This is a genomic window from Bradyrhizobium diazoefficiens (assembly GCF_016616885.1).
Taxonomy (GTDB): Bacteria; Pseudomonadota; Alphaproteobacteria; order Rhizobiales; family Xanthobacteraceae; genus Bradyrhizobium; species Bradyrhizobium diazoefficiens_F.
The window spans coordinates 1,209,201-1,230,476 of record NZ_CP067102.1 but is presented as its reverse complement, the minus strand read 5'-3'; the positions used below and the strand labels follow the sequence as shown (position 1 = coordinate 1,230,476).

The 21,276-nt window shown below is 62.2% G+C and carries 22 protein-coding genes, 1 tRNA gene and 1 pseudogene; 13 read left to right on the top strand and 11 right to left on the bottom strand.

Translation table 11 applies throughout. The annotated features are described in order from the left end of the window. The first annotated feature begins 5 nt into the window (after positions 1 to 5). A complete protein-coding gene (locus JJC00_RS05750) occupies positions 6 to 1,775 on the top strand; it encodes a branched-chain amino acid ABC transporter ATP-binding protein/permease (protein ID WP_200471757.1) in 1,770 nt (589 codons plus the stop codon). Continuing rightward, on the top strand, positions 1,772 to 2,503 hold the full coding sequence (locus JJC00_RS05745; protein WP_200471756.1) for an ABC transporter ATP-binding protein: 732 nt from the start codon (positions 1,772 to 1,774) through the stop codon (positions 2,501 to 2,503). Before JJC00_RS05750 ends, JJC00_RS05745 begins: the two co-directional genes overlap by 4 nt. A gap of 78 nt (positions 2,504 to 2,581) precedes the next feature. On the opposite strand, the gene JJC00_RS05740 is transcribed toward JJC00_RS05745, so the two are convergent. After that, positions 2,582 to 3,124: a disulfide bond formation protein B gene (locus JJC00_RS05740; RefSeq protein ID WP_200471755.1), complete on the bottom strand. Its 543-nt coding sequence runs from the start codon at positions 3,122 to 3,124 to the stop codon at positions 2,582 to 2,584. 157 nt (positions 3,125 to 3,281) lie between these two features. On the opposite strand from JJC00_RS05740, the gene JJC00_RS05735 reads away from it, so the two are divergent. Then, positions 3,282 to 3,366: transfer RNA gene (locus tag JJC00_RS05735), tRNA-Leu, on the top strand. A gap of 103 nt (positions 3,367 to 3,469) precedes the next feature. Here JJC00_RS05735 and dinB read toward each other — a convergent pair. The 7 genes from dinB to JJC00_RS05700 form a co-directional block, all read right to left on the bottom strand. Then, positions 3,470 to 4,717 (bottom strand): DNA polymerase IV, encoded by a 1,248-nt coding sequence (gene dinB / locus JJC00_RS05730; protein ID WP_200471754.1) that lies wholly within the window; start codon positions 4,715 to 4,717, stop codon positions 3,470 to 3,472. 163 nt (positions 4,718 to 4,880) lie between these two features. Beyond that, entirely contained in the window at positions 4,881 to 6,095 is a 1,215-nt protein-coding gene (locus tag JJC00_RS05725) for a S1C family serine protease (RefSeq protein WP_200471753.1), read from the bottom strand. Positions 6,096 to 6,322: 227 nt separating this feature from the next. Next, positions 6,323 to 6,880, bottom strand: coding sequence for a NuoB/complex I 20 kDa subunit family protein (locus JJC00_RS05720; protein ID WP_200471752.1), 558 nt, complete (start codon positions 6,878 to 6,880; stop codon positions 6,323 to 6,325). Positions 6,881 to 6,985: 105 nt separating this feature from the next. Further along, positions 6,986 to 7,708 carry a metallophosphoesterase family protein gene (locus JJC00_RS05715; RefSeq protein WP_200471751.1) on the bottom strand — a complete coding sequence of 241 codons (723 nt, stop codon included), beginning with the start codon at positions 7,706 to 7,708 and terminating at the stop codon, positions 6,986 to 6,988. 4 nt (positions 7,709 to 7,712) lie between these two features. Continuing rightward, entirely contained in the window at positions 7,713 to 8,504 is a 792-nt protein-coding gene (locus JJC00_RS05710; RefSeq protein WP_200473987.1) for a nucleotidyltransferase family protein, read from the bottom strand. 200 nt (positions 8,505 to 8,704) lie between these two features. After that, positions 8,705 to 9,526, bottom strand: a complete 822-nt coding sequence (locus JJC00_RS05705) for a phosphosulfolactate synthase (RefSeq protein WP_200471750.1) — start codon at positions 9,524 to 9,526, stop codon at positions 8,705 to 8,707. Between the two features lie 26 nt (positions 9,527 to 9,552). Next, positions 9,553 to 10,932 (bottom strand): MmgE/PrpD family protein, encoded by a 1,380-nt coding sequence (locus tag JJC00_RS05700; protein WP_200471749.1) that lies wholly within the window; start codon positions 10,930 to 10,932, stop codon positions 9,553 to 9,555. A 553-nt stretch (positions 10,933 to 11,485) separates the two neighbouring features. Here JJC00_RS05700 and JJC00_RS37805 point away from each other — a divergent pair. The 5 genes and pseudogenes from JJC00_RS37805 to JJC00_RS38855 all read left to right on the top strand — a co-directional run. Next, a pseudogene (locus JJC00_RS37805) lies at positions 11,486 to 11,578 on the top strand (DUF4167 domain-containing protein); the annotation flags it as partial. A gap of 281 nt (positions 11,579 to 11,859) precedes the next feature. Beyond that, complete coding sequence (locus JJC00_RS05690; RefSeq protein ID WP_200471748.1) at positions 11,860 to 12,915, top strand: site-2 protease family protein; 1,056 nt, start codon at positions 11,860 to 11,862, stop codon at positions 12,913 to 12,915. A gap of 228 nt (positions 12,916 to 13,143) precedes the next feature. Next, positions 13,144 to 14,334 carry an NADH-quinone oxidoreductase subunit D gene (locus JJC00_RS05685; RefSeq protein ID WP_200471747.1) on the top strand — a complete coding sequence of 397 codons (1,191 nt, stop codon included), beginning with the start codon at positions 13,144 to 13,146 and terminating at the stop codon, positions 14,332 to 14,334. A 24-nt stretch (positions 14,335 to 14,358) separates the two neighbouring features. Continuing rightward, the gene (locus tag JJC00_RS05680) at positions 14,359 to 14,685 is read left to right on the top strand and encodes an antibiotic biosynthesis monooxygenase family protein (RefSeq protein WP_200471746.1); all 327 of its coding nucleotides are present in this window, start codon (positions 14,359 to 14,361) and stop codon (positions 14,683 to 14,685) included. Next, positions 14,682 to 15,308: a uracil-DNA glycosylase family protein gene (locus JJC00_RS38855; protein WP_433996485.1), complete on the top strand. Its 627-nt coding sequence runs from the start codon at positions 14,682 to 14,684 to the stop codon at positions 15,306 to 15,308. Before JJC00_RS05680 ends, JJC00_RS38855 begins: the two co-directional genes overlap by 4 nt. Before the next feature lie 299 nt (positions 15,309 to 15,607). Here the strand turns inward: JJC00_RS38855 and JJC00_RS38850 are convergent, their stop codons facing one another. Beyond that, positions 15,608 to 15,844 carry a cytochrome P450 gene (locus tag JJC00_RS38850; RefSeq protein ID WP_433996484.1) on the bottom strand — a complete coding sequence of 79 codons (237 nt, stop codon included), beginning with the start codon at positions 15,842 to 15,844 and terminating at the stop codon, positions 15,608 to 15,610. Between the two features lie 124 nt (positions 15,845 to 15,968). Here JJC00_RS38850 and JJC00_RS05665 point away from each other — a divergent pair, with 124 nt between their 5' ends. Then, positions 15,969 to 16,136, top strand: a complete 168-nt coding sequence (locus JJC00_RS05665; RefSeq protein WP_200471744.1) for a hypothetical protein — start codon at positions 15,969 to 15,971, stop codon at positions 16,134 to 16,136. Between the two features lie 275 nt (positions 16,137 to 16,411). Beyond that, a complete protein-coding gene (locus JJC00_RS05660) occupies positions 16,412 to 18,403 on the top strand; it encodes a protein-L-isoaspartate(D-aspartate) O-methyltransferase (protein ID WP_200471743.1) in 1,992 nt (663 codons plus the stop codon). A 62-nt stretch (positions 18,404 to 18,465) separates the two neighbouring features. Here JJC00_RS05660 and JJC00_RS05655 read toward each other — a convergent pair whose 3' ends face one another. Beyond that, positions 18,466 to 18,927, bottom strand: coding sequence for a DUF6314 family protein (locus tag JJC00_RS05655; protein WP_200471742.1), 462 nt, complete (start codon positions 18,925 to 18,927; stop codon positions 18,466 to 18,468). Positions 18,928 to 19,021: 94 nt separating this feature from the next. Here JJC00_RS05655 and JJC00_RS05650 point away from each other — a divergent pair, with 94 nt between their 5' ends. Next, entirely contained in the window at positions 19,022 to 19,249 is a 228-nt protein-coding gene (locus tag JJC00_RS05650) for a hypothetical protein (RefSeq protein WP_200471741.1), read from the top strand. A gap of 7 nt (positions 19,250 to 19,256) precedes the next feature. Here the strand turns inward: JJC00_RS05650 and JJC00_RS05645 are convergent, their stop codons facing one another. Further along, entirely contained in the window at positions 19,257 to 20,216 is a 960-nt protein-coding gene (locus tag JJC00_RS05645) for an AraC family transcriptional regulator (protein WP_200471740.1), read from the bottom strand. 293 nt (positions 20,217 to 20,509) lie between these two features. Here JJC00_RS05645 and JJC00_RS05640 point away from each other — a divergent pair, with 293 nt between their 5' ends. Together JJC00_RS05640 and JJC00_RS05635 are read left to right on the top strand one after the other, a co-directional pair. Beyond that, positions 20,510 to 20,752 (top strand): hypothetical protein, encoded by a 243-nt coding sequence (locus JJC00_RS05640; RefSeq protein ID WP_200471739.1) that lies wholly within the window; start codon positions 20,510 to 20,512, stop codon positions 20,750 to 20,752. A 25-nt stretch (positions 20,753 to 20,777) separates the two neighbouring features. Then, complete coding sequence (locus JJC00_RS05635) at positions 20,778 to 21,029, top strand: GCG_CRPN prefix-to-repeats domain-containing protein (RefSeq protein ID WP_200471738.1); 252 nt, start codon at positions 20,778 to 20,780, stop codon at positions 21,027 to 21,029. The last annotated feature ends 247 nt before the right edge of the window (positions 21,030 to 21,276 follow it).

Here is a 21,276-nt window from a genome sequence, read left to right as displayed (position 1 = left end):
CCAAGATGCAGAGCCGGCTTCCCATCCTCATCTTCGCAGCTTTGATGGCAGCGATCCCGTTCGTCCCGGGCATGCCGCCGTTCTGGATCGTGCTGCTCGACAATATCGGCCTCGCCGCGCTGGTCGCGATGGGCCTCGTGCTGCTCACCGGTGTCGGTGGCCTCACCTCGTTCGGCCAGGCTGCGTTCGTCGGCTTCGGCGCCTACACCACTGCACTGCTGACGACGGCCTACGGCCTGTCGCCCTGGCTGACCTTGCCGCTGTCGCTCGTGGTCAGTGGATTGCTCGCGGTGCTGCTTGGCCTGGTGACAGTCCGCCTCTCCGGCCATTATCTGCCACTCGGCACGCTGGCCTGGGGGCTCGGCCTGTTCTACCTCTTCAGCAAGCTGGAGTTCCTTGGGCGTAACGACGGCATCTCGGCGATCCCGCCGCTATCGATCGGCACGTACAAAATGCTCTCGCCCGGTTCGATCTATTACGCGATCTGGGTCGCCGTCCTGATCTCGGCCCTGCTCACGATGAACCTGCTGGACTCCCGCACCGGCCGCGCCATCCGCGCGCTACGGCGCGGCCATGTGGCAGCAGAGGCGTTCGGTGTGCACACGCCGCGCGCCAAGCTCCTGGTGTTCATCCACGCCGCCGTGCTCGCCGGCCTTTCCGGCTGGCTCTACGCCCATTTGCAGCGCGCAGTGACGCCGACGCCGTTCGGCGCCCACGCCGGCATCGAATATCTCTTCATCGCGGTGGTCGGCGGCGCCGGCTATGTCTGGGGCGGCGTGTTGGGCGCGGCGATCGTCGTGATCCTGAAAGAGGTGCTGCAAAGCTATCTGCCGCTGATCCTGCACGGCTCGGGCCAGCTCGAGACCATCGTGTTCGGCATCATGCTGGTGGCGCTGCTCCAGCTTGCCCCTGGCGGCGTCTGGCCCTGGCTGATGTCGCTGCTGCCCGAGCGCACCGGCGGCAGGAAGCCGGACACCTCACTGAAGCTCGAGGCCCGCCCCCGCACGCCCAGTCAGTCCAGCATCCTTCTTCAAGTCGAGAAGGCGCGCAAACAATTTGGCGGCGTGGTCGCGGTCAACAACGTCTCCTTCGACGTCCAGGCCCGCGAGATCGTCGCGCTGATCGGACCCAACGGCGCCGGCAAGAGCACCACCTTCAACCTGATCACCGGCGTGCTGTCGGCGACCTCGGGCTCGATCTCGGTGCTGGGCAAGAAAGTGGATCGCGCGCCGCCGCAGGAGATCGTCAAGCTTGGCATCAGCAGAACCTTCCAGCACGTCAAGCTCGTGCCTGATATGACCGTGCTGGAGAATGTCGCGATCGGCGCGCATCTGCGCGGCCATTCCGGGCCGTTCGCCTCGATGCTGCGGCTCGACCGCGCCGATGAAGCGAAACTGCTTGCGGAAGCCGCCCGCCAGATCGAGCGCGTCGGCCTTGCCGACCAGATGCATCAACTGGCAGGATCGTTGTCGCTGGGACAGCAGCGCATCGTCGAGATCGCCCGTGCCCTGTGCGTCGATCCGATGCTGCTGCTGCTCGACGAGCCCGCGGCCGGCCTGCGCCACATGGAGAAGCAGCAGCTCGCGAAACTGCTGCGCGATCTGCGCGACGGCGGCATGAGCGTGCTGCTGGTCGAGCACGACATGGGCTTTGTGATGAATCTCGCCGACCGCATCGTGGTGCTGGATTTCGGTACCAAGATAGCGGAAGGCACGCCCGCCACGATCAAGACCAATCCGGAAGTGATCAAGGCCTATCTCGGAGTGGCGGCATGAGCGCGCTGTTGTCCGTCACCGATGCGCATGTCGCCTATGGCAAGGTCGAGGCCGTGCGCTCGGTTGCGCTCGAAGTCGGCGAGAATGAGATCGTCACCATCGTCGGCGCCAACGGCGCCGGCAAGACCACGCTGCTGTCGGCCATCATGGGCATCCTGCCGCTGAAGGGCCGCATCGTCTTTGCTGGCCAGGATCTGGCCCGGCTCGACATCGAGGACCGCGTCGCGATGGGGCTTGGCCTCGTGCCTGAGCACCGCGAATTGTTCGTGACCATGAATGTCGAGGACAATCTCGAGCTAGGCGCTTTCCGCATCGAGAGAAGCAAGGCAAAGGCCTCGATGGAGCAGGTCTATGCGCTGTTCCCGCGGCTGAAGGAGCGGCGCAAGCAGCTCGCCGGCACGCTCTCCGGCGGCGAGCAGCAGATGCTCGCCATGGGCCGCGCGCTGATGGGCGCCCCGAAGCTCTTGATGCTGGACGAGCCGAGCCTCGGCCTTGCGCCGATCATCGTCGCCGACATTTTCCGCATCATCACTGAGCTGCGGGCGAGCGGCGTCTCCGTGCTGCTGGTCGAGCAGAACGCGCAGGCTGCGCTGAAGATCGCCGATCAGGCCTACGTGATGGAGCTCGGCGAGTTCGTGCTCAGCGGCAAAGCCAGCGACATCGCGGCGAATGAGCGGGTGGCGGCCAGCTATCTCGGCTTCCAGCACGAAGGTGAGAGCGTGCTGTAAAGCGCGACGAATTGGATTCGAGAGGCTGTCCCTGTTTCACCTCTCCCCAACGGGCCCCAACGGGAGAGGTGAAAGGCGCTACGCGCGCTTTGCCGTCCGCACGAATCCCCAGGCCGCGATCGCGGCCATCAGCAGCGAAATCAGCACGTTGTAGCCGGCCAGCGAGAGGCCGAGGAAGCGCCACTGCACCTCGTCGCAGCGCACCACCTTGACCGTGTCGAGCCGCGACAGCAGATCGCCGGCGCTGCCGAGATTGACAACCGGACCGGTGCATTCGGTCGGTCCCTTCCAAAATCCCCATTCGACGCCCGAGTGATAGGTGCCGAGGCCGGCATTGGCGAGCGCGGCCAGCGTAAGGATCGCGAGCCCGGCCAGCAGCAGCGGCCGTGGCGCGCCGCCCCTCGCCGCCAGCGCCGTGAGCGCACCGAGCGGGATCGCGAGATAGTAGGCGTAGCGCTGCTCGAGGCAGAGCGGACAGGGCAGGATCTCCAGCACGAGTTGGAAGAACCAGGCCCCCGCAATCGTCGCCGCCGCGATCAGGGTGACGGCCAGCGAGGCGGTCAGTGCAGGCGCACTGGCGGCCGGTCGAAATGCAGGTATTGCAGCACTCTGGGTCGTCACGGCGGCCTCTCCGGATCAGGCTTGGCTTTAAGGCTCTAACCCCGGCCCAAGCCCCTGTCGAGAACGCCCGGGATCACTTTGGCGCGGGTTGACCCCGGTTTTTCCATGGCTATAGTCCGCCGGCTTCGCGAGGCTTCCTTCCTGGGACCGACCGAGGGCCCCTGTGGCGGAACTGGTAGACGCGCTCGACTCAAAATCGAGTTCCGCAAGGAGTGCTGGTTCGATTCCGGCCAGGGGCACCAAACAGGCTGTTCAAGCCCGTTCCCAAGCGTCCGTAACCATCCGCGCAGTGCTCGGAAGCCCTTGAAAAAAGGCTCTTCGGCGTACATCGGTGTTCGGTGGCGGTCACAGGTCCTTTTCGGCGAGCTCGCGAAACTCGTCGGGAACGGAACGAGAGATACCCAGCGCGACCGAGCCATATCCAATCGCATCCCACCCGAAGCGATCGCGGATCTTGTCGACGGCACGGTCAGCCGCCCATCGTGCCATGCCAATTTTGCTGCCGGGGCGGCGGCGGTCATCGTGAAGTCCGAGCGGAAGCTCAAGCTCCAGATCCCAGCGCTCTTCGAGATGCGACACGGAGATCGCCAGGAGCGAGATGATCTTCTCATGATGGTGTTCTGCAAGGACCGCCCGCACGAGATCCTCGGCAATCTCGGCGAGGATCACGGTCGCGGAAATTGGTGCGTCGAGCGTTACTGACCGAGTAGCCGAATTCAGATTGCCGAAGCGAACGCGGACCGTCACGGTTCGACCAGGCCTGGATTTGGCGCGGAGCCGAGTGCCGATTCGGTCGGCAAGGTGAAGCAGGGTTGGTCGAAAAACTTGCTCTTCGGCAGGTTTCCTGCCAATGGCCGATTGTGCTCCTGCCGATCGGGCCCGGCGGTGAGCCTTGATTGCCCGTGGATCGCGATTCCACGCCAGTGCAGCAAGCTTCTCTCCGGCCGCGGGACCGAGCAACCGCTCGAGCGACCATCCGGGTGTCTTTGCCAGCTCGCCGATCGTCAGCACGCCCATCTCGGCGAGCCGCGCCTTCGTGACCGGGCCCACTCCCCACATCAGCTCGACGGGCAAGCGGTGAAGGAATTCGAGCTCTGTGTCGGGATCGACGACCACCAGCCCGTCGGGCTTGGCCACTTGCGAGGCAATCTTTGCCAGATGCTTGGTGCGCGCCACACCGACTGAGATTGGAAGGCCAAGCTCTGCCCGTACGCGCTGGCGGATCGTTCTCGCAATCTCGGCAGGCGGACCGAACAGATGGGTGCAGCCTGCGACGTCGGCAAACGCCTCGTCGATGGAGATCCGTTCCACAAGCGGCGTGAAATCGCCGATCACCTCGATGGCGGCGTCGCCCAATCGTTGGTATTCCCTAAAATGCCCACTGACAAAAGTGATTTGCGGACAGAGCTCGCGCGCCTGCCGTCCCGGCATGCCCCCGCGCACTCCGAAGGCCCGGGCCTCGTAAGAAGCTGCAAGCACAACCCCACCGCCGACGGCGATTGGTTTGCTGCGCAACGAAGGGTCAAGCAGTTGCTCTACCGAGGCATAGAAGGCATCCAAGTCCGCGTGCAGGATGGTGGCTGTCGTTGCCATCCCGATCGTTCGCCCGTGACGTTTCGAGGACGTTCCAGCAGAAAGAACATAATGAGAACATTGGTGGCAGGTGTCAAGCCACAGAGCTCGCTCGAAGCAACGAATGGCGTTTAGTCCAAGTCCTCCGCGCCCAATGCAACTCCACGCGAAGCCGCGTCTGGCGCTATCTTGGATCGGCCGCGGGCGAGCTGGATTGGTCGGGCAGCCGGCCCAAGGTCACGCTCAAGGAGCTCTCTTTTCCTTGCCGCAGCACAGTGAACTGCGCCGAAGAGCCGGGCGCCATCACATGGATCTTCTTGGTCAATTCGTTGGCGCTCTTGATCGGCTCATTACGTAACGAGGAGATCACGTCCCCGCTTCTTAAGCCGGCCTTCGCAGCCGGACCGTTGTCCTGAACACTGACCACGATCGCGCCATGAGGGTTGTTCGCGGCAAGACTCTCGGCGATGTCAGGGGTGACCGATTGAACTTCCGCCCCGATCCACCCGCGCGTCACCGCGCCCCTGTCCTTCAGTTGCGGTATCACCGCCTTGACCGTGTCGGCGGGGATTGCGAAAGCGATGCCCGCGGAGCCTCCCCCGGGTGAAAGGATCATGCTGTTGACGCCGACGACCTCACCCTGGGTATTGAAGCTCGGACCGCCGGAAGCGCCGTTGTTGATCGGCGCGTCGATCTGGAGGAAATCCTCCGACGAACTGATCTCGAGATTGCGCTCGCGCGCTGAAACGATACCGGCCGTAACCGAGCCCCCGAGTCCGAACGAATTGCCGACGGCAAGCACCCAATCACCGACGCGCGGTGGCTGGTCGGCGAGCTTTACATAAGCGAAATCGCTGCGCCCTTCGACTTTCATCAGGGCAAGATCGCTCAGCGCATCCTTTCCGATGACCTTGGCTGAATAGGTCTTGTTGTCACTGGTGCTGATCTCGGCCGTATCGCTGTCTTCAACGACGTGGCTGTTGGTCACGGCATAACCGTCCGGCGAGATGAGGAAGCCAGACCCCATCGAGACGAGTTCGCCCCTGTCCTGTCCCTGCTCGGGAGCATGCGGAGCCGAACTTTCGTTTCTGGGGCCACGCCGTCGATTCGGGAAAGCTTGGAGCGTTGCACCGGTCTTGGCGCTGACCGCGATCACAGCCGGTGCAACTTTCTCGGCGAGATCGGCGAAACTACCGGGTCCTGCATCATGGGAGGCGTCCGCAACTTGATGCTGCCATACCGCGTGCCCGGTCTCTGCGAGAGGTTGACCATGGAAATTGACGGCATGTCCCTGCGCCAGGCTTGCGATCATAAGGATCGCAACAGCGACTGTTCCGCCGATCGCGGAGGGTCGACGCCAATCGCGAATTAAACCCGCGCGAGCTATCTCTGCTTCCATCGCTTGTTCCCATTTGACCGACGTGGACGCCACCGCATCGCACCCCCGCGCTCTCGAATGCAGCGGCAGTGCCGGATGTGCGGACTAAATCGACCCAACAAGACTGCCGCCGGGCAGTTCCACCGGCGATATGTTGTTGCCTGTCGCGGCGGTAGCGCTCGGCCTCGTCACGACGAGCATCGTGTTTGACCTGAGCTGAAGCGGCCGCCGCACACAGTAGGTCAAATTCAACGCTCGATCGTCCCGGTCCGGCGGATCTTCTTTTGCAGAAGCATCACGCCGTAGAGCAGCGCCTCTGCCGTCGGTGGACAACCGGGAACGTAGATGTCGACGGGAACAATGCGATCGCACCCGCGGGTCACCGAATAGGAATAGTGATAGTAACCCCCACCATTGGCGCATGACCCCATCGAGATCACATATCGCGGTTCCGGCATCTGGTCGTACACTTTGCGCAGTGCAGGTGCCATTTTGTTGCATAACGTGCCGGCCACGATCATGACATCCGACTGTCTCGGGCTGGCGCGCGGCGCAAATCCGAACCGCTCCGCGTCGTAGCGCGGCATCGCCATCTGCATCATTTCGATTGCGCAACAGGCGAGCCCGAACGTCATCCACATCAATGAGCCGCTTCGCGCCCAGGTGATGAGGTCATCGGCCGCCGTGATAAAGAAGCCCTTGTCGGCGAGATCAACCCTGATGGCGCCGAAAAACTCGTCACTTATCGGCTTGCCGGTTCCCGCGTCCAGGAGCCCCCTGGCGGGTACGATCAATGGACGATCCATGCGCCTCTCCTGCGTGGCACTCTTTCACCCAACGCACGGGCAGCAATACCGTTCGTTTTCGTGAGCGTTGTTTCGATGGCCAGAAGGGCGCGAAACCGCCCCGGGTCAGACCTCAATCAAGGCATAGGGTCGACCGGTGGGCTTCTCGATTGATCGGGCCACATTGTAGACGCGCGCGCCTCCGGGCGTGCGGCCCTCATAGCGGCCCTGATGGGCATGGCCGTGCACCACTGCGCTCACCTTGAATCGATCAATCGTTTCGCCGAGACGCGACGAGCCGAGGAACGGAAGGATTTCGAGTGGTTCGCCTTCGACCGTATCGGGAATCGGCGCATAGTGAAGAACGACGACAGCCTGCTTGCTCGCCACCGCACGCATCGCATTTTCAAGGCGCGTCGCTTCTTCGACGGCTTCGGCGACCAAGCTCTTGACAACCGGCTCGCCGAATGAAGCGAGCATGCGACGGCCGAAGCCTCCGATGAAGCCCTTCACCCCGACGAAGGCGACACCGTTGATTTCGTACGACTGCCCGTTGAGCAGGTGCATTCCGGCCCCTTTCAAAATGCGCTTAACGTCTTCAGCGTGCCCGGACTCGTAGTCGTGATTTCCGAGCACGCCGACAACGGGAATGGAGCAGGCGCGCAAATCCTCTGCCAGAAGTTCTGCTTCGGATGCCTTGCCGAGGTCAGTGAGGTCGCCGCAAAGGACGAGCACCTGGGCCTTGGTCGAGAGCTCGGCAAAGAGCTCCCGGAAAGACAACGTCCGATCCTCCTTCACGTGGAGATCGCCAATCGCAGCGAAGGTCAGCGAGTCGGGCTTTTCAGACATCGCGCTACTCACTATCCTGATCTGCGTCGACAAATCCCCATTCCTCAACGGCCGGCGCATAGTCGACCTGCGAAAACAGGCGCCCCCGGCATATCTTCACGCGCGGAGGAGGAAGTTCGAGCTGGGTCTTCAGACGGGCGACCAGTTCGTCCATTAGCCAGCGCGGCACGCAATCACGCTCGCTCGGATAGGCCCAGCGGAAATTGAGTAGATGTGCCAGAAGCACCTCCCAATGCAGCTCCATGTAGGCAAGCAGACGCCGCCAGTCGATCTGATCATGCTGCTTGAGAATGAGATGCGCGATATCCGGGCCATCGTAGCGGTGCCGCAGCTGGACGAAGGCCTTGGACCAGATCAACTCCGTCGGGGCGATGATGCGCATCAGCGTGCCGAACACCTCGATGCGCGGCGCGGATTCGAACCACTGGTCGGTCACGGGAGCCATGCCATGCCAGAACGCGAAGATCACATCGAAAAAGTGCTCGTCCTGGAAGACCTTGCCCAGCCAGCGCTCGTCCTCGATTGCGACGGTATATCCAAGGCTGCGGAAGTGGTTGAGAACACGGGGATAGTCAGTCGGCTTGCACACGATATCCAGATCTTTGGTCGCGCGCGCCACGCCGGTGTACGCGCTGAGCGCATATGTGCCTGCCAACAGAAACGGAAGATCGAGTTTTGCGAGCTCGCGCAAGGCCTGGGCGTAAAACACCTCCGCTCCGGTCGATGATGGGATCGGCTCGGCGGCCGCATCGATCATCTCTGTAGATCCAGTGATCGGCCTAATCTCCTTCGCCATGACAAATTCATCGAAGCTTGTCGGCTTCCGCCATTGGTGTGCCTGTTCGACAATTGAACAGACCATGCAAAGTTCCAAGTGCCCCCGGGTCACACCGGCAACAAGGGCGCCGTCGATGGAACACGGGCCTCGCTACCACCCTTCTCGACGCACCACGTGATCGCTGCGGTAATGTTCTTCGTTGCGGTTGGTGCATCGAGTCATGGCGCAAGGTTTTGAATGCGGCCCCAGGTGCTCTTGGTGCCCCAAATGCCGGACCGCAGCGCCTCGAGCTGTACGATCTGGCTGTGATCGACGAACAGATTGACCTCGTTGCCATAGTTCTTGATGTACCATTCGAATACCGCGGGATCTGCGCCTTCGAACATGACCTTTTCGAGCCCGAGCTGATTGATGATACGGGCCACCACGTCCGTGCGCCATGTGCTCACGCTTTCAGTGATACCCTCGCTTTCGATCATGATGATGTCGGCGCCGGCATCGAGCGCACGCTCGGCCTGCGCGATCAGCCAGCCGACATCCTTGGTGCCCTCGGCCGCGAGTTCTTCAGTCGCGGTGCTGCCGCCAGCGCCGAACTGAATGCCGAGCTCCGGCTTGGCTTTCAGCCCGGCGCTTTTCACCCTCTGAATCAGGCGCAGCACGCTATCCGTTGGCAAGCTGATGAAACCCGTGGAGATTTCAATGACGTCGAAGCCGAGCGCCTTGGCTTCCTCAATGTAGCGATCAACGGCTTCCGGCCCAAAACGCAGCACGTTTTCTAGCCAGCCGCCGGTCGATACGTAAACATCATGATCGTGTGCAAGCTTGTTTATGCTCGTCACGGCGCTTGCAGGCATCAGCGCGAAGGATCCGCCCGCATATTTGATCCCGTCGACCCAGGCGCCGGCCGTCTCCAAGACATCGGCAAGGTGGCGCGGACCATAAGCGCTGTAATATGGTCCTCGAATTTCGGTAAGACCGGTCCTGCGCGGCTTCGTCGAGCGCGCCGCCCGGGGAATGAAGGAAAACGTGGTTTCGGTCATGGTCTTGGTCCTTCTCCGCACGGAGATCATGTGGCAGCAGCATGCCAGCGGATGGCCCCGAGCAACTCGGTCAGATCGGTGATCGAACGTTCATCGAGCGTGGCGATCACGTCGGCTATCGCCGCGCGCTCCGCTGCAGTGGTGAAGACGCGGCCCACGCGGTCGAACTTGGCTCGCGCCGCCGTCCAATCAAAGGGATTGGTATGAAAGCCGCGATAATCTTCCCGCTGCGCGGAAAAGACGGTGCCATTTTCGAGGTCCACCTCGAGTTCGGCTGGCAAACGCTGCGGAAATAGCGCCGATAGCCGTGCTTCCGGCGCGATGGTCACATGGCGAAGCAGCTGCTGGACATCGGGGCTGGCTATGCGATCAGGCGCGTACTGCTCAGGCTGCACCTGGCCGTCAATAAGGGCGACCGCCAACATGTAAGGAAGGCTGTGATCAGCCTCCTCCTTTGTGCGCACAAGACGCTTGTCGCCCTCCTCTCCACCACCGATGATCTGATGGGCCACCGCAAAGGTCTTGAGCCGCACGGCCCGCACCGCACCGGGTGCAAAGTGCGGATAGGCGCGGATATCGAGGGCAGCATCGATGGCAGACTGCGCATGGATTTCGGCATTGTGCTTCTTCAATATGGTAACGTGAACACGCTCCAGATCTTCCTTCGACCAGTCGATCTCGAACGGCCCGGCGATCGTGTCCATGAATCCCTTATTGCCCTCGAACACCGCCTCTGGTCCGGTGATCCCGTGCGCCGCAAGCAACGCCGCGTGCGTCGCCGCCATGGCCGTGTTTGGATAGGCGAGGCCCTTCCAGTGCGACAGCGCACCGGTTCGGGTCACGCGCAGCGCGTTGTTCGCGGTTCCGCTGATGGCGATTGCGTTGGCCGTCTGATTGCGCGAGAGAGCCAGCGCCTTGGCAACTCCGGCCGCCGCGGCGTAGGCGCCTTGGGTTGTGTGATCGAACCCCCTGTCTCGCACCGGAGCCACATCGCTCAAACGGGTATGGACCTGATACGCGACCGCGAGTGCGGTCAAAAAGTCCGCCCCGGTTGCCTGCCGCATCTCAGCTGCGGCCAGGACCGCGCCGAGATTGTCGGATGGATGACAGGTCTCGCCTTCGGCGAGATAACTGTCCATGAAATCGAGGTATCGGCTGAGCGCGCCATTGAAGAAGGCCGCCCGGTCCGGCGCGGTCCTGCCGCCGCCGATAAGGGTCGAGATAGGCCGGCCACCGAGCTCGGCTGTGAGCTTGCGAACGGCGCCGATGGGCCCGGCGTCAAGCGCGCCAAGTGCGACAGCTATGGTGTCCAGCACGCGGATTTTCAGCTGCCCCACCGCCGCAATGCTGAGGTCAGCAAAACGCGCGCGCTCGACAAAGCCGGCCAGCATTTCCACCTGGGTCACAGCCGGGCCTCCTTAATTTGCATGTGGTGTGGAAGGATTGAATGATCAAACGACATCCGCCGGACAAGCGCCTTATCGCGCTGAGCGACGAGGGCCCGGGTTCCGTGCATCGAGCCGCCGGAATGTCGTACAGGCTCCGCCTTTAGGCTGACGCTAAGGGCTGCGACGAGCTATCAACATTGAAATCAGCGGTTTTGGCTCCCATATACAGCCAGTCGGCGGGCATATCTTCTGCCCAGGGTCCTCGAATCCAAGTGCGGATTTTTCGTAACGGCCATCGAACCCGAACTGCTGCGCCATCGCAGCGCAATCGCCGACCGCCGTCACACTTGCACCTGCATATCCTCAAGCCAGAGCCGTACGCCTGAGCGGCGCCACGACAATGGCTGACATGAAGACGCTATCGCAACGCAACCGCGCGGCCGCACCACCGCGTGCAACCAGGAGAATGGCGAGCAACATGAAACCGCAAAAACCCCAGTTCCGAAGGGCCAAAGCCGCAGTGGCTCGCCACCAGGGCGCGCACATTCCGCAAGACCCACGAAGGAACTACGAACGTTACCTGGCGCTGGCTCGCGCCGAAGCGCTGGCCGGCGACCGGATCGCCGCTGAGAATTACTTCCAGCACGCCGAACACTACTTCCGGTCAATGCACCGGAACTAACGAATACGGTTCGAACGAGCCATACCTGTGCAGGCCAAACCGGATAGGAACTTGGCGGGCGGGAAGGATGTTCTTCGACAAATAGGCGGATAAGGGGGAGCGATGTTCCTACACCGCATCAAGCTTCTCACCCTCGCCGGATTTACGGTGTGGGTGGACGCGTCGTGGCTCATCCTGGCAGCGCTATTGACCTGGACGCTGGCTCTCGGCGAGTTTCCCACATCGCCCCCAACCTATCGACTGCGACGTACTGGTGGATGGGGTTGGCCGGCGCGGTCGGTCTTTTCATCTCAATCGTCCTGCACGAAATAACCCATGCGCTCATTGCGCGGCGTTACGACATGCCGATCGCCGGTATCACGCTGTTCATCTTCGGTGGCGTCGCCGAGTTGCACAAGGAGCCGACCAGCGCCAAGGCGGAGTTTCTTGTGGCAATCGGCGGGCCGATTGCCAGCATGGTGCTTGGTACCGTCTTGCTCGTGGTCGCGAGCGTCGGCCCGGACGTCCTGTCGCCAGCTGCATTCGGCGTCGTCAGTTATCTTGGCGATCTCAATTGGATACTGGCGCTATTCAATCTCGTCCCTGCTTTCCCGCTGGACGGTGGACGGGTCTTCCGCGCCGGGCTTTGGGGCTGGATGGATGACTTTGCCCGCGCCACGCGGATCGCTGCGGGCGCGGGCGAGTTCTTCGGCATTGCCATGATCCTGTACGGAATCCTGGAATTCGTGACCGGCAATGCGATCGCGGGCGTGTGGCTGTTCTTCATTGGATTCTTCCTGCATGGCGCTGCTGGTGCCGCGCGGCAAGACCTGGCACTTCGTCGCACCTTCGCGGGGCTTCCAGTCTCTGTGCTCATGCAGCGCAATCCCATCGGAGTGGCGCCTGACCTTTCGATCGCCGATCTAATCGAGCACTATTTCTACCGGTACTACTTCAAAGCCTTCCCGGTGTTGCGGGATCACGAGCTTGTCGGCTGTATCATGGCGAACGATGTGCGCAATCTGCCGCCAGGCGATCGGACACGGGTTCGTGTGGCGGACGTCATGCGCCCCTGCTCGCCGGAAATCGTCATTCCTCCCGACCTGGAGGCGTTGGAGGCGCTTATCAAGATGCAAGGTGGCCGGCACAGCCGTCTGCTTGTCGTCGAAGAGGGACGCTTGCACGGTGTCTTGGCACTATCCGATATGCTGCAATACCTTTTGCTCAAGCAAGAGCTCGGTGGGAACATCCGGGATTCTTCGCTGAGTGCATCCAAGACCCCGGGCACATCGACTACCGGCGCAGCGGGTGCAGCGCGACCCTACCAAGCCGCTCCTTAGCGAAAGATCGCTGCCTGCGAAACAGGATGGCCGATCCAGAAGACTCGGGCGGCGAACTGCAGCAAGGATAGGAACGCTATCGCCTCGCCTCCATTAAATACGTGATCCATTCTTGGGAGCAGCGGGCTGGGGATGCCGAAGCGCGCTATGTCCGCGCCGTCCTTACGTCGAGAAGCGATCGGACAAGCGAGGAGCCGTCGGCCGACGCGTTGGAAGCGGGAGTTTGCCATGGCGGAAGCTGGCGTTCGCAACTTCACTATCAATTTCGGGCCGCAGCATCCGGCTGCGCACGGCGTGCTGCGCCTGGTGCTCGATCTCGACGGCGAGGTGGTGGAGCGGGTTGATCCGCATATCGGACTCTTGCACCGCGGTACCGAGAAGCTGATCGAGAATAAGACCTACCTGCAGGCGATCGGGTATTTCGATCGCCTCGACTATGTTGCGCCGATGAACCAGGAGCACGCGTTCTGCCTCGCGGCGGAAAAGCTGCTCGGCATCGAGGTGCCGCGCCGCGGACAGTTGATCCGCGTGCTGTTCTGCGAGATCGGGCGCCTGCTCTCGCATCTGCTCAATATCACCACGCAGGCGATGGACGTCGGCGCGCTGACTCCGCCTCTGTGGGGGTTCGAAGAGCGCGAGAAGCTCATGGTGTTCTATGAGCGGGCCTCCGGCGCCCGCATGCATGCAAATTACTTTCGCATTGGCGGCGTGCATCAAGACCTGCCGTCAAAGCTGATTGACGATATTGAGGCGTTTTGCGATCCCTTCCTCGGCGTGGTGGACGATCTGGACCGGCTGCTCACGGCAAATCGCATCTTCAAGCAGCGCAATGTCGATGTGGGCAAGGTGACGCTGAAAGATGCCTGGGCGTGGGGCTTTTCCGGAGTCATGGTGCGCGGTTCGGGCGCGGCCTGGGATCTGCGCAAGGCACAGCCTTACGAGTGCTACGCCGAGATGGACTTCGATATTCCCGTCGGCAAGAACGGCGACTGCTACGATCGCTACCTCGTCCGCATGGAAGAGATGCGCCAGTCCGTGCGCATCATGCGGCAGTGCATCGAGAAATTGCGCCAGCCGGAGGGACAGGGGCCGGTTGCGGTCCAGGACAACAAGATTTTCCCACCGCGCCGCGGCGAGATGAAGCGCTCGATGGAAGCGCTGATCCACCACTTCAAGCTATATACCGAAGGCTTTCACGTGCCCGCCGGAGAGGTCTACGCCGCTGTCGAAGCACCGAAAGGCGAGTTCGGGGTCTATCTGGTCTCCGATGGCTCGAACCAGCCGTATAAGTGCAAGATACGGGCGCCCTCGTTCGCGCACCTACAAGCGATGGACTTCCTCAGCCGCGGCCATTTGCTGGCCGACGTTTCGGCAATCATTGGCTCGTTGGATATCGTATTTGGAGAGATCGATCGATAGTGGCGCAAACCAAGGGAGGTAGCTATGCCGCAAATCAAAGTCGGCAAACAGCCCGTCACCCAGATTACCATCATCGAAGCTGAACCAGAAAAGCAGGCCGAAGCGTTGTCGATCATGACCGAGAGAGCTCGGTTCATGGCCCGCCAGCCAGGATGTATTTCCATCAGCCTGCATCGCAGCCTCGATGGACGCCGCATTGTGAATTACGTCCAATGGGACTCTGCGGATTTGCTGAGGGCTGCGCACCAATCGCCAGAATTTCGCAAGGCCTGGAATCAGTTCGAAAAGATGACCGACGAGATCGATCCCCATCTTTACGAGGTCGCCGAAATCTTCAGCGGTAAACAATGAGGCGAGGCTCGCCGTTTGGCGCGCAGGAACCGATGGCGGAGGCAAGTGCAGCGAACAAACGTCTCGACCACCGCCGTGTCGCACCTCAAGGTCGCTTCCGGCGGCCGCGGCTATATCTCGTGGGCGAAGCGCCGGGCGCTGCGGAAGCCGCGCAGGGTAAGCCCTTCGTCGGGCCTGCCGGCAACGCTTTGCGCAAGATGCTGAAGGAGGGTGGAATCGACCCTGGACAGCTCCGTCTGGCGAATGCCATTCCATTTCGGCCCATCAAGCACTCCAGAGACCGCAAACCACGCAACCGCAGTCCAACGACTGACGAAATCCAATGCCATGGTGTAGCAGTGCTAACCGACATCCGACGCTCCAAGCCAGCTGTTATCGTTGCCCTTGGCAGCACGGCGGCTCGCCTATTCGGCGCGTCGCAGTCCGTTCGAGCGGCCCGCAAAGCAAAGCTCCAATTTGAGGGCCGTCCGCTGCGCGTCACTTTCCACCCAGCCTACGCCCGCCGCTTCGGCGGTAGAAGCAGCGACGCTTGGCGTGACATGGTCCATGATTTGCGCCAAGCTTGGGACGACTCTGGGATTCATTCAATCAAGTCGCTTGAAGTGACTGGCGAGAAGCCATGATATGATTCCGCGGCCCGTGGACTGGCGGTCAAAAACACGTCCGGTTACCGGCCGGCGCGGTATGTGGCCACTCAGTTGTCCTTCACCGGCTGGCCTGGTGCGCGATCTAGTGGCGGGCGTGGCTTGGCGAGGCCCGTCGCACCGGGCGGAGTCTCTGTGTTAGCCGTCCTTGTGTCGACCCGCTCTAGCGTCGTGACCCATGCCGCGACTATTGCGATTATCACAATCGCGAAAAGTACAAAGGCGGTACGGTGGCTATTCCGCTCGTTACTCATGAGGGTTCTCCACTCAGAGAAACCTTATGTGGCTTGGACGGTTCCGGGGGGCTCTGCCGGCAACAGGCGAACCTTTGCTATTGATCCCACTATCGGACCCAGGTCAGGCAAGGACAACGGTGCCTGTCTAGGCATGAGGTTCAGATCGAACCGTCGCATGAGAACGGCAAGAACGATGGTTGCCTCCTGCAGCGCAAAAGACGAGCCAATGCAGGTCCTCGGCCCCAGGCCGAAAGGCAGATAAGCTGACCATCGCCGCACTTCTGCCCAGGGTCAGCTTGGTATCCGCGCAGGGCATGCGCGAAATCGGCGGCGGAGGCGGAGTTGCAGGCCTCGGGGCACCAATTCGTTGAGATGCCCCGGCGCACAAGACTGGGAGGTTGCGATGTCGACTGCCGTGAAATTGCTTGCACAGAAGCAACGGCTCCTGAAGCAACTCGAGAGTGATCCCGGGCCGAATGAGCGCGCCGAAATCGAAAGACTGCTCGAGAAGATCGAGACTGCGCTGAGCTTATTGGATCAACAAGATGCCGCCCGTCCGAGTGACGAGTGATCCGACCTTTTCGCTGTCACAGCGTCGTTAAAATTGCCCGGTGCCTGGCCGATGCCGCAAGGCTCACGGGACATCAGCCTTCTTGGTATCCCAATTCCCGACACGGACTGATGTTGCTATTTTATTGAGCGGTCGGATTAAGAGGGCGGCTCACACACCGAGACCGCCTGAGCGGGACTTGGTTTCGGCGCATACGACGCCATAATCCAGTTTCAAGATTCGGAGGAACTTGTTCAGTCCTAGCCGCTTTCACGCTTCTGAAGAGGAGCGCTGCGATGACAGGATATGCTGATCTTCGCGACCGCATGGTCGACGTTCAGCTCGCCGGCCGCGGCATTCGCGACCATCGGGTGTTGGATGCCATGCGACAGGTCCCACGAGAACGGTTTGTGGAAGTCGGCTTCGAAGAGTTCGCGTATGAGGACAGCGCGCTGCCGATCGCCAGCGATCAAACCATCTCACAGCCCTATATCGTCGCTGCGATGCTCGACGCGGCCGAGCTGAAACCAACCGATAAGGTGCTCGAGGTTGGCACCGGGTCGGGCTATGCCGCGGCTGTTGCATCCCGGCTCGCCAGAACCATCCACACCATCGAGCGGCATGGCTCGCTCGCACGGATAGCCGCAGAGCGGCTGGAGATGCTCGGATATACAAATTGCATGGTTCATACGGGTGACGGCACGCGGGGTTTGGCCAATGAGGCACCATTCGACGCGATTCTGGTCGCCGCTGGCGGCCCTTCGATTCCGAGCGCGCTTAGGCGGCAGTTGGCTATCGGCGGTCGTCTCGTCATTCCCGTCGGCAATTTCGCGGATGAACAGTCGCTGCTGCGGATCACGCGGCGGACGGCAAAGGACTACGATGAAGAGACCTTGGGCGCTGTTCGCTTCGTGCCTCTGATCGGCGAGCAGGGATGGGCCGAGAACGGCACGCGTTCGGCGAGCAATCTGACCCCCGGCCACTCGCGGTCCCAGTCGGTGACGGACATGATCTGTGCCGCGATCGAACCTTTGCCGGCCTTCGACGATCCAGCGTTCGGAGCCGTCTTCGATCGATTCGAACATTCGCGCCTGGTCCTGTTGGGCGAGGCCAGTCACGGCACATCGGAGTTCTACCAGGCGCGTGCAGCGATCACGCGCCGGCTTATTGAAGAGCACGGCTTTACGATCGTTGCGGTGGAAGCGGATTGGCCTGACGCCGCTGCAATCGACCGCTACGTTCGCGATCGCGTTAGCCCGGGCGCTCACGACTTGCCGTTTGAACGCTTCCCGATCTGGATGTGGCGAAATGCAGACGTTGCCGCGTTCGTGGACTGGATGCGCGGCTACAATGAGCAAAGGCCACCTAGCGGCCGTGCCGGCTTCTTCGGCCTCGACATCTACAATATGCGCAGTTCAATCGCGGCTGTTCTGGCCTATCTCGACAGTGTCGATCCCGAGGCAGCGGCCGTCGCGCGCGAGCGCTATGGATGTTTGACTCCATGGCAGCGCGAGCCGTCGACCTATGGACGGGCCGTTTTGACGGAGGGCTATCGCAGATGCGAGGCTGAGGTGATCCGCCAGTGTCAGGATATCCTGAAGAGGCAGCTTGCCTATGGCGCAGACGACCCGGACAACTTCCTGGATGCAGCGCAGAACGCCCGCTTGATCACCGCAGCCGAGCGCTACTACCGGATCATGTATTACGGCGGCGCGGAATCCTGGAACTTGCGCGATACCCACATGTTCGAGACCTTGGTTCATATCCTCGAGGCCCATGGTCCCAAGTCGAAGGCCATCGTCTGGGCCCATAATTCCCATATCGGCGATGCGCGCTTCACGGAGATGGGGACGATCCGCAACGAGCTCAACATCGGCCAGCTTTGCCGGCAGCAATTCGGCGAGGCGGCCTCGCTCATCGGATTCGGTACGCACTCCGGCACGGTGGCCGCTGCCTCGGATTGGGACGGCGAGATGGAAGTGATGCGTGTTCGCCCCTCCCGTGCGGACAGCTATGAGCGGCTGTTTCATGAGGCGACCGCGACACAGGGCATGGTCGAATTCCGGCGCCATGAGGCCCTTCGGCGTCGCCTGATCGAACCTCGCCTCGAGCGATTCATCGGCGTGATCTACCGGCCGGACACCGAACTGCAAAGCCATTACGCCGAGGCGTCACTGCCGCAGCAGTTCGATGGATTCGTCTGGCTGGATGAGACCCATGCGGTTACGCCCCTCGGACCGGAGCATCGTCGGGCTGGTGCTCCGGATACCTATCCGTTTGGGCTCTGACGCGCAGGCCTCACGTGCGACCTCTGAGCTCTGGCAGTGACGTTGCAAAGTGACGGCGCGCCTCACGCCACCCGCATGTAGGTCGTCGTCATCATGTAGTCCTTGCGCGGGCCCGACACGACGTGACGAATGACGAGGCGGCCATCAGGCAGGAAGGTGTAGGTCGACTGATAGTTGTCGAGATTGCATAGATGATCCGCGCTTCCACTCAACGCTCTGCCAGCGGTCGCCGAGAGCGAGATCGTGTGGAATAGCCGCGGCGGATTTTCCTTGAAGTAGACGTCGAACCCCCGGTCGCGCGCGCAGAAGACGTACTCACGCTCGGCCTCAAGCTCGGTGCCGTTTAGCAGCCTCAAGCGTCCCTGCTCGCGATAGGCCAGGCGCTCCGCATCCAATGGCGTGAAGGTCGCAAGGCCCTGCATGTGCCCTTGGCTCTCGATGACCCGGTTGAACGACCAGGCGCCGGCCAGCCGCGTCATCACTTGCGATGCATCACGCCAAGCATCGATCACAGTTTCATTCATGTGCTCTGGACCAAAATCCGCGGGCCGCGCGTTCGACTTCGCCGCGCCAGTACCTATATCCTGCAGCAACGCGTGTCGAGGCAGTGAGCAAGGGATGGCCAGGAGACGAACGACCGACGCCGACGATCTGCCCCGCTATTTCGTCTGGGTTCGCGGCCTCGACGGGCCCGAGCCGCAGAAATGGGTCGACATGGAGTTTGGCGTCGGCGACTGGAAGCGGCCGCTGGTGCTGGCCTGGCTTGAGCTGCCGGCGGACGAGCGGCGCCTGCCGCTGTCGATACTGGCGCGGCGATATCCGCCGCCGAAGGTGGAGACGTTTTAGGCTCGCCTCACTTGCCCCGCGCCGCGGTCGGGGTCAGGCCGAACCTGCGGCGAAAGCAGCGGTTGAAATAAGAGAGATCGTTGAAGCCGCAGGCGAACGCGATGTCGCTGATGCGGCCTTCGCGATGGGTGAGCAGGTCGGCCGCCTTGCGCAGGCGCAATTCGGTCAGGCGGGTGGTGAAGCTGGCACCGGCCTCGAACAAGAGCTCGTTGACATAGCGCTCAGAGAGACCGGCCGCAGTGGCGAGCTTTTGCGCGGAAAAATCCGGCTCGTGGAAGCGGGCCTCGAGGATCGGCAACACGGCTTTCAGCCGCACCGCGCGCAGGCCCCGGCGCCGCGCCGCGGCCGCGACGTCGCTGCGGGCGCCCAAGCCGATCGCGGCGAGATCGAGCAAATGGGACGCGATCGCCATGCCGGCCTCGTCGGCCGCCGCGGGATGACGAAGCAGCAGGTCGCTGTAATCCATCGCCAGCGACAGCGCGCCGCCGGGCTCGAGCTCGCAGCCGACGAGGTCGTCGACATCAGCGACCATGGCGCGCAGTGAATCGACCGGCAGATGCACATTGGTGAAACGCTTCTGGCTCGCGCCATCGGCGGCGAAGAACGGCTCATCGAGCTTGAGCAGCACCATCGATCCCGGCCGCATGGTGAATTCGCGGCCGCGATGGATCACCTGCGAGGAACGATCGCCGGTGTTGCGCACGAGGCAAAAGCGGTCATCGCCGGTCTCGATCACCTGGCGCTTTTCCCGCCGCACCGTGACGAAGCTGCCGTCACAGCGGCCGAGCATGGTGGTGCCGATATGGATCGAGTTCATCGAGGCGCGAAACGGCACGTCGGAGGCCGGGTCGAGTTCGCCAGTATTGGAAAAATGCTCGAACAGCTCGGCGAAACGGATGAAGCGCTGCCGGTCGGATAGATCCTGCGGCAACATCTCGGTCGAGAGCGACTTCCTGATGACGGACATCGATATGGATTTCCGGGGAAAGGCTTTTCGAAAAAAAATCGCGCAGAAAACAATTGAGCCTCGCAAGCCGCGGAACCCGCGCTGCAGGCTAGCGGTCACAGGCTACCAGTACGGCCACCAGATTCAAGCTGCGCCGGTCAGTCCAAGCCGGCGGTCCGCCGGCGCCGGACAGTCCAAGACGACCCGCACACCCCCATTCTATTCAGGCTGCGGATGCGACATCCCGCCACACGCGAATCGCGTCCGGGCAAACGGGCGGCCCCAGCCTGACGCCCGCTGGAGGAGACAACGACATGCGAACCTCTCTACCCCGCAGCCTCGTGCTCGGCGGCGCCATCGCAACCAGCCTCTGCATCGGCTACGCGCTCGGCGCGCAACCGCACATGGACCAGGCGGTCGCGATCCTGCAATCGGCCCGCGCCGAGCTCGTCAAGGCCGAGCCCAACAAGGGCGGCCATCGCGAACGGGCGCTGGGGCTGATCGACCAGGCGATCACCGAAGTGCGCGCCGGCATCGCTTTCGCAGCCACCCATTGAGCGACACAATCCAGGAGAACACAGCATGATACGAACCGTGTTTGCCGCGGCGCTCGCGCTCGGCGCAATCGTCAGCTCGGCCCAGGCCATGCCGCTGGCGCCGTTCGCCGCGCAGGCGAATGGCGACGTCATCGCGGTCGCCGGCGGCTGCGGCGCCGGCTGGCACCGCGGGCCCTATGGCGGCTGCTTGCGAAACTTCGCCAACCCCGCCGCGCATGCCTGCCCGCGCGGCTACCACATCGGACCCGGGGGCGGCTGCCGCGGCAACGGCAGGTAAGCGCCGGCCACGCTTGGCATTAGCGGCCGCTGCGCAAATTGGAGTCATGCCCGGGCTTGCCCGGGCATTTCTTTTGCCGATTGTGGCGAAGATCATAGACGGCCCGAGCAAGACGGCGCAATTCTTCTTGCTACCTCAGCGCGATTGTGGGCGAAATACATCCATTATTTCACAATGAAACCACTGATTAAATTTCGAGGATGCCGCCCGGGCGGGGCTCAGAAGCATCCCCAACTGAATTTTCGGA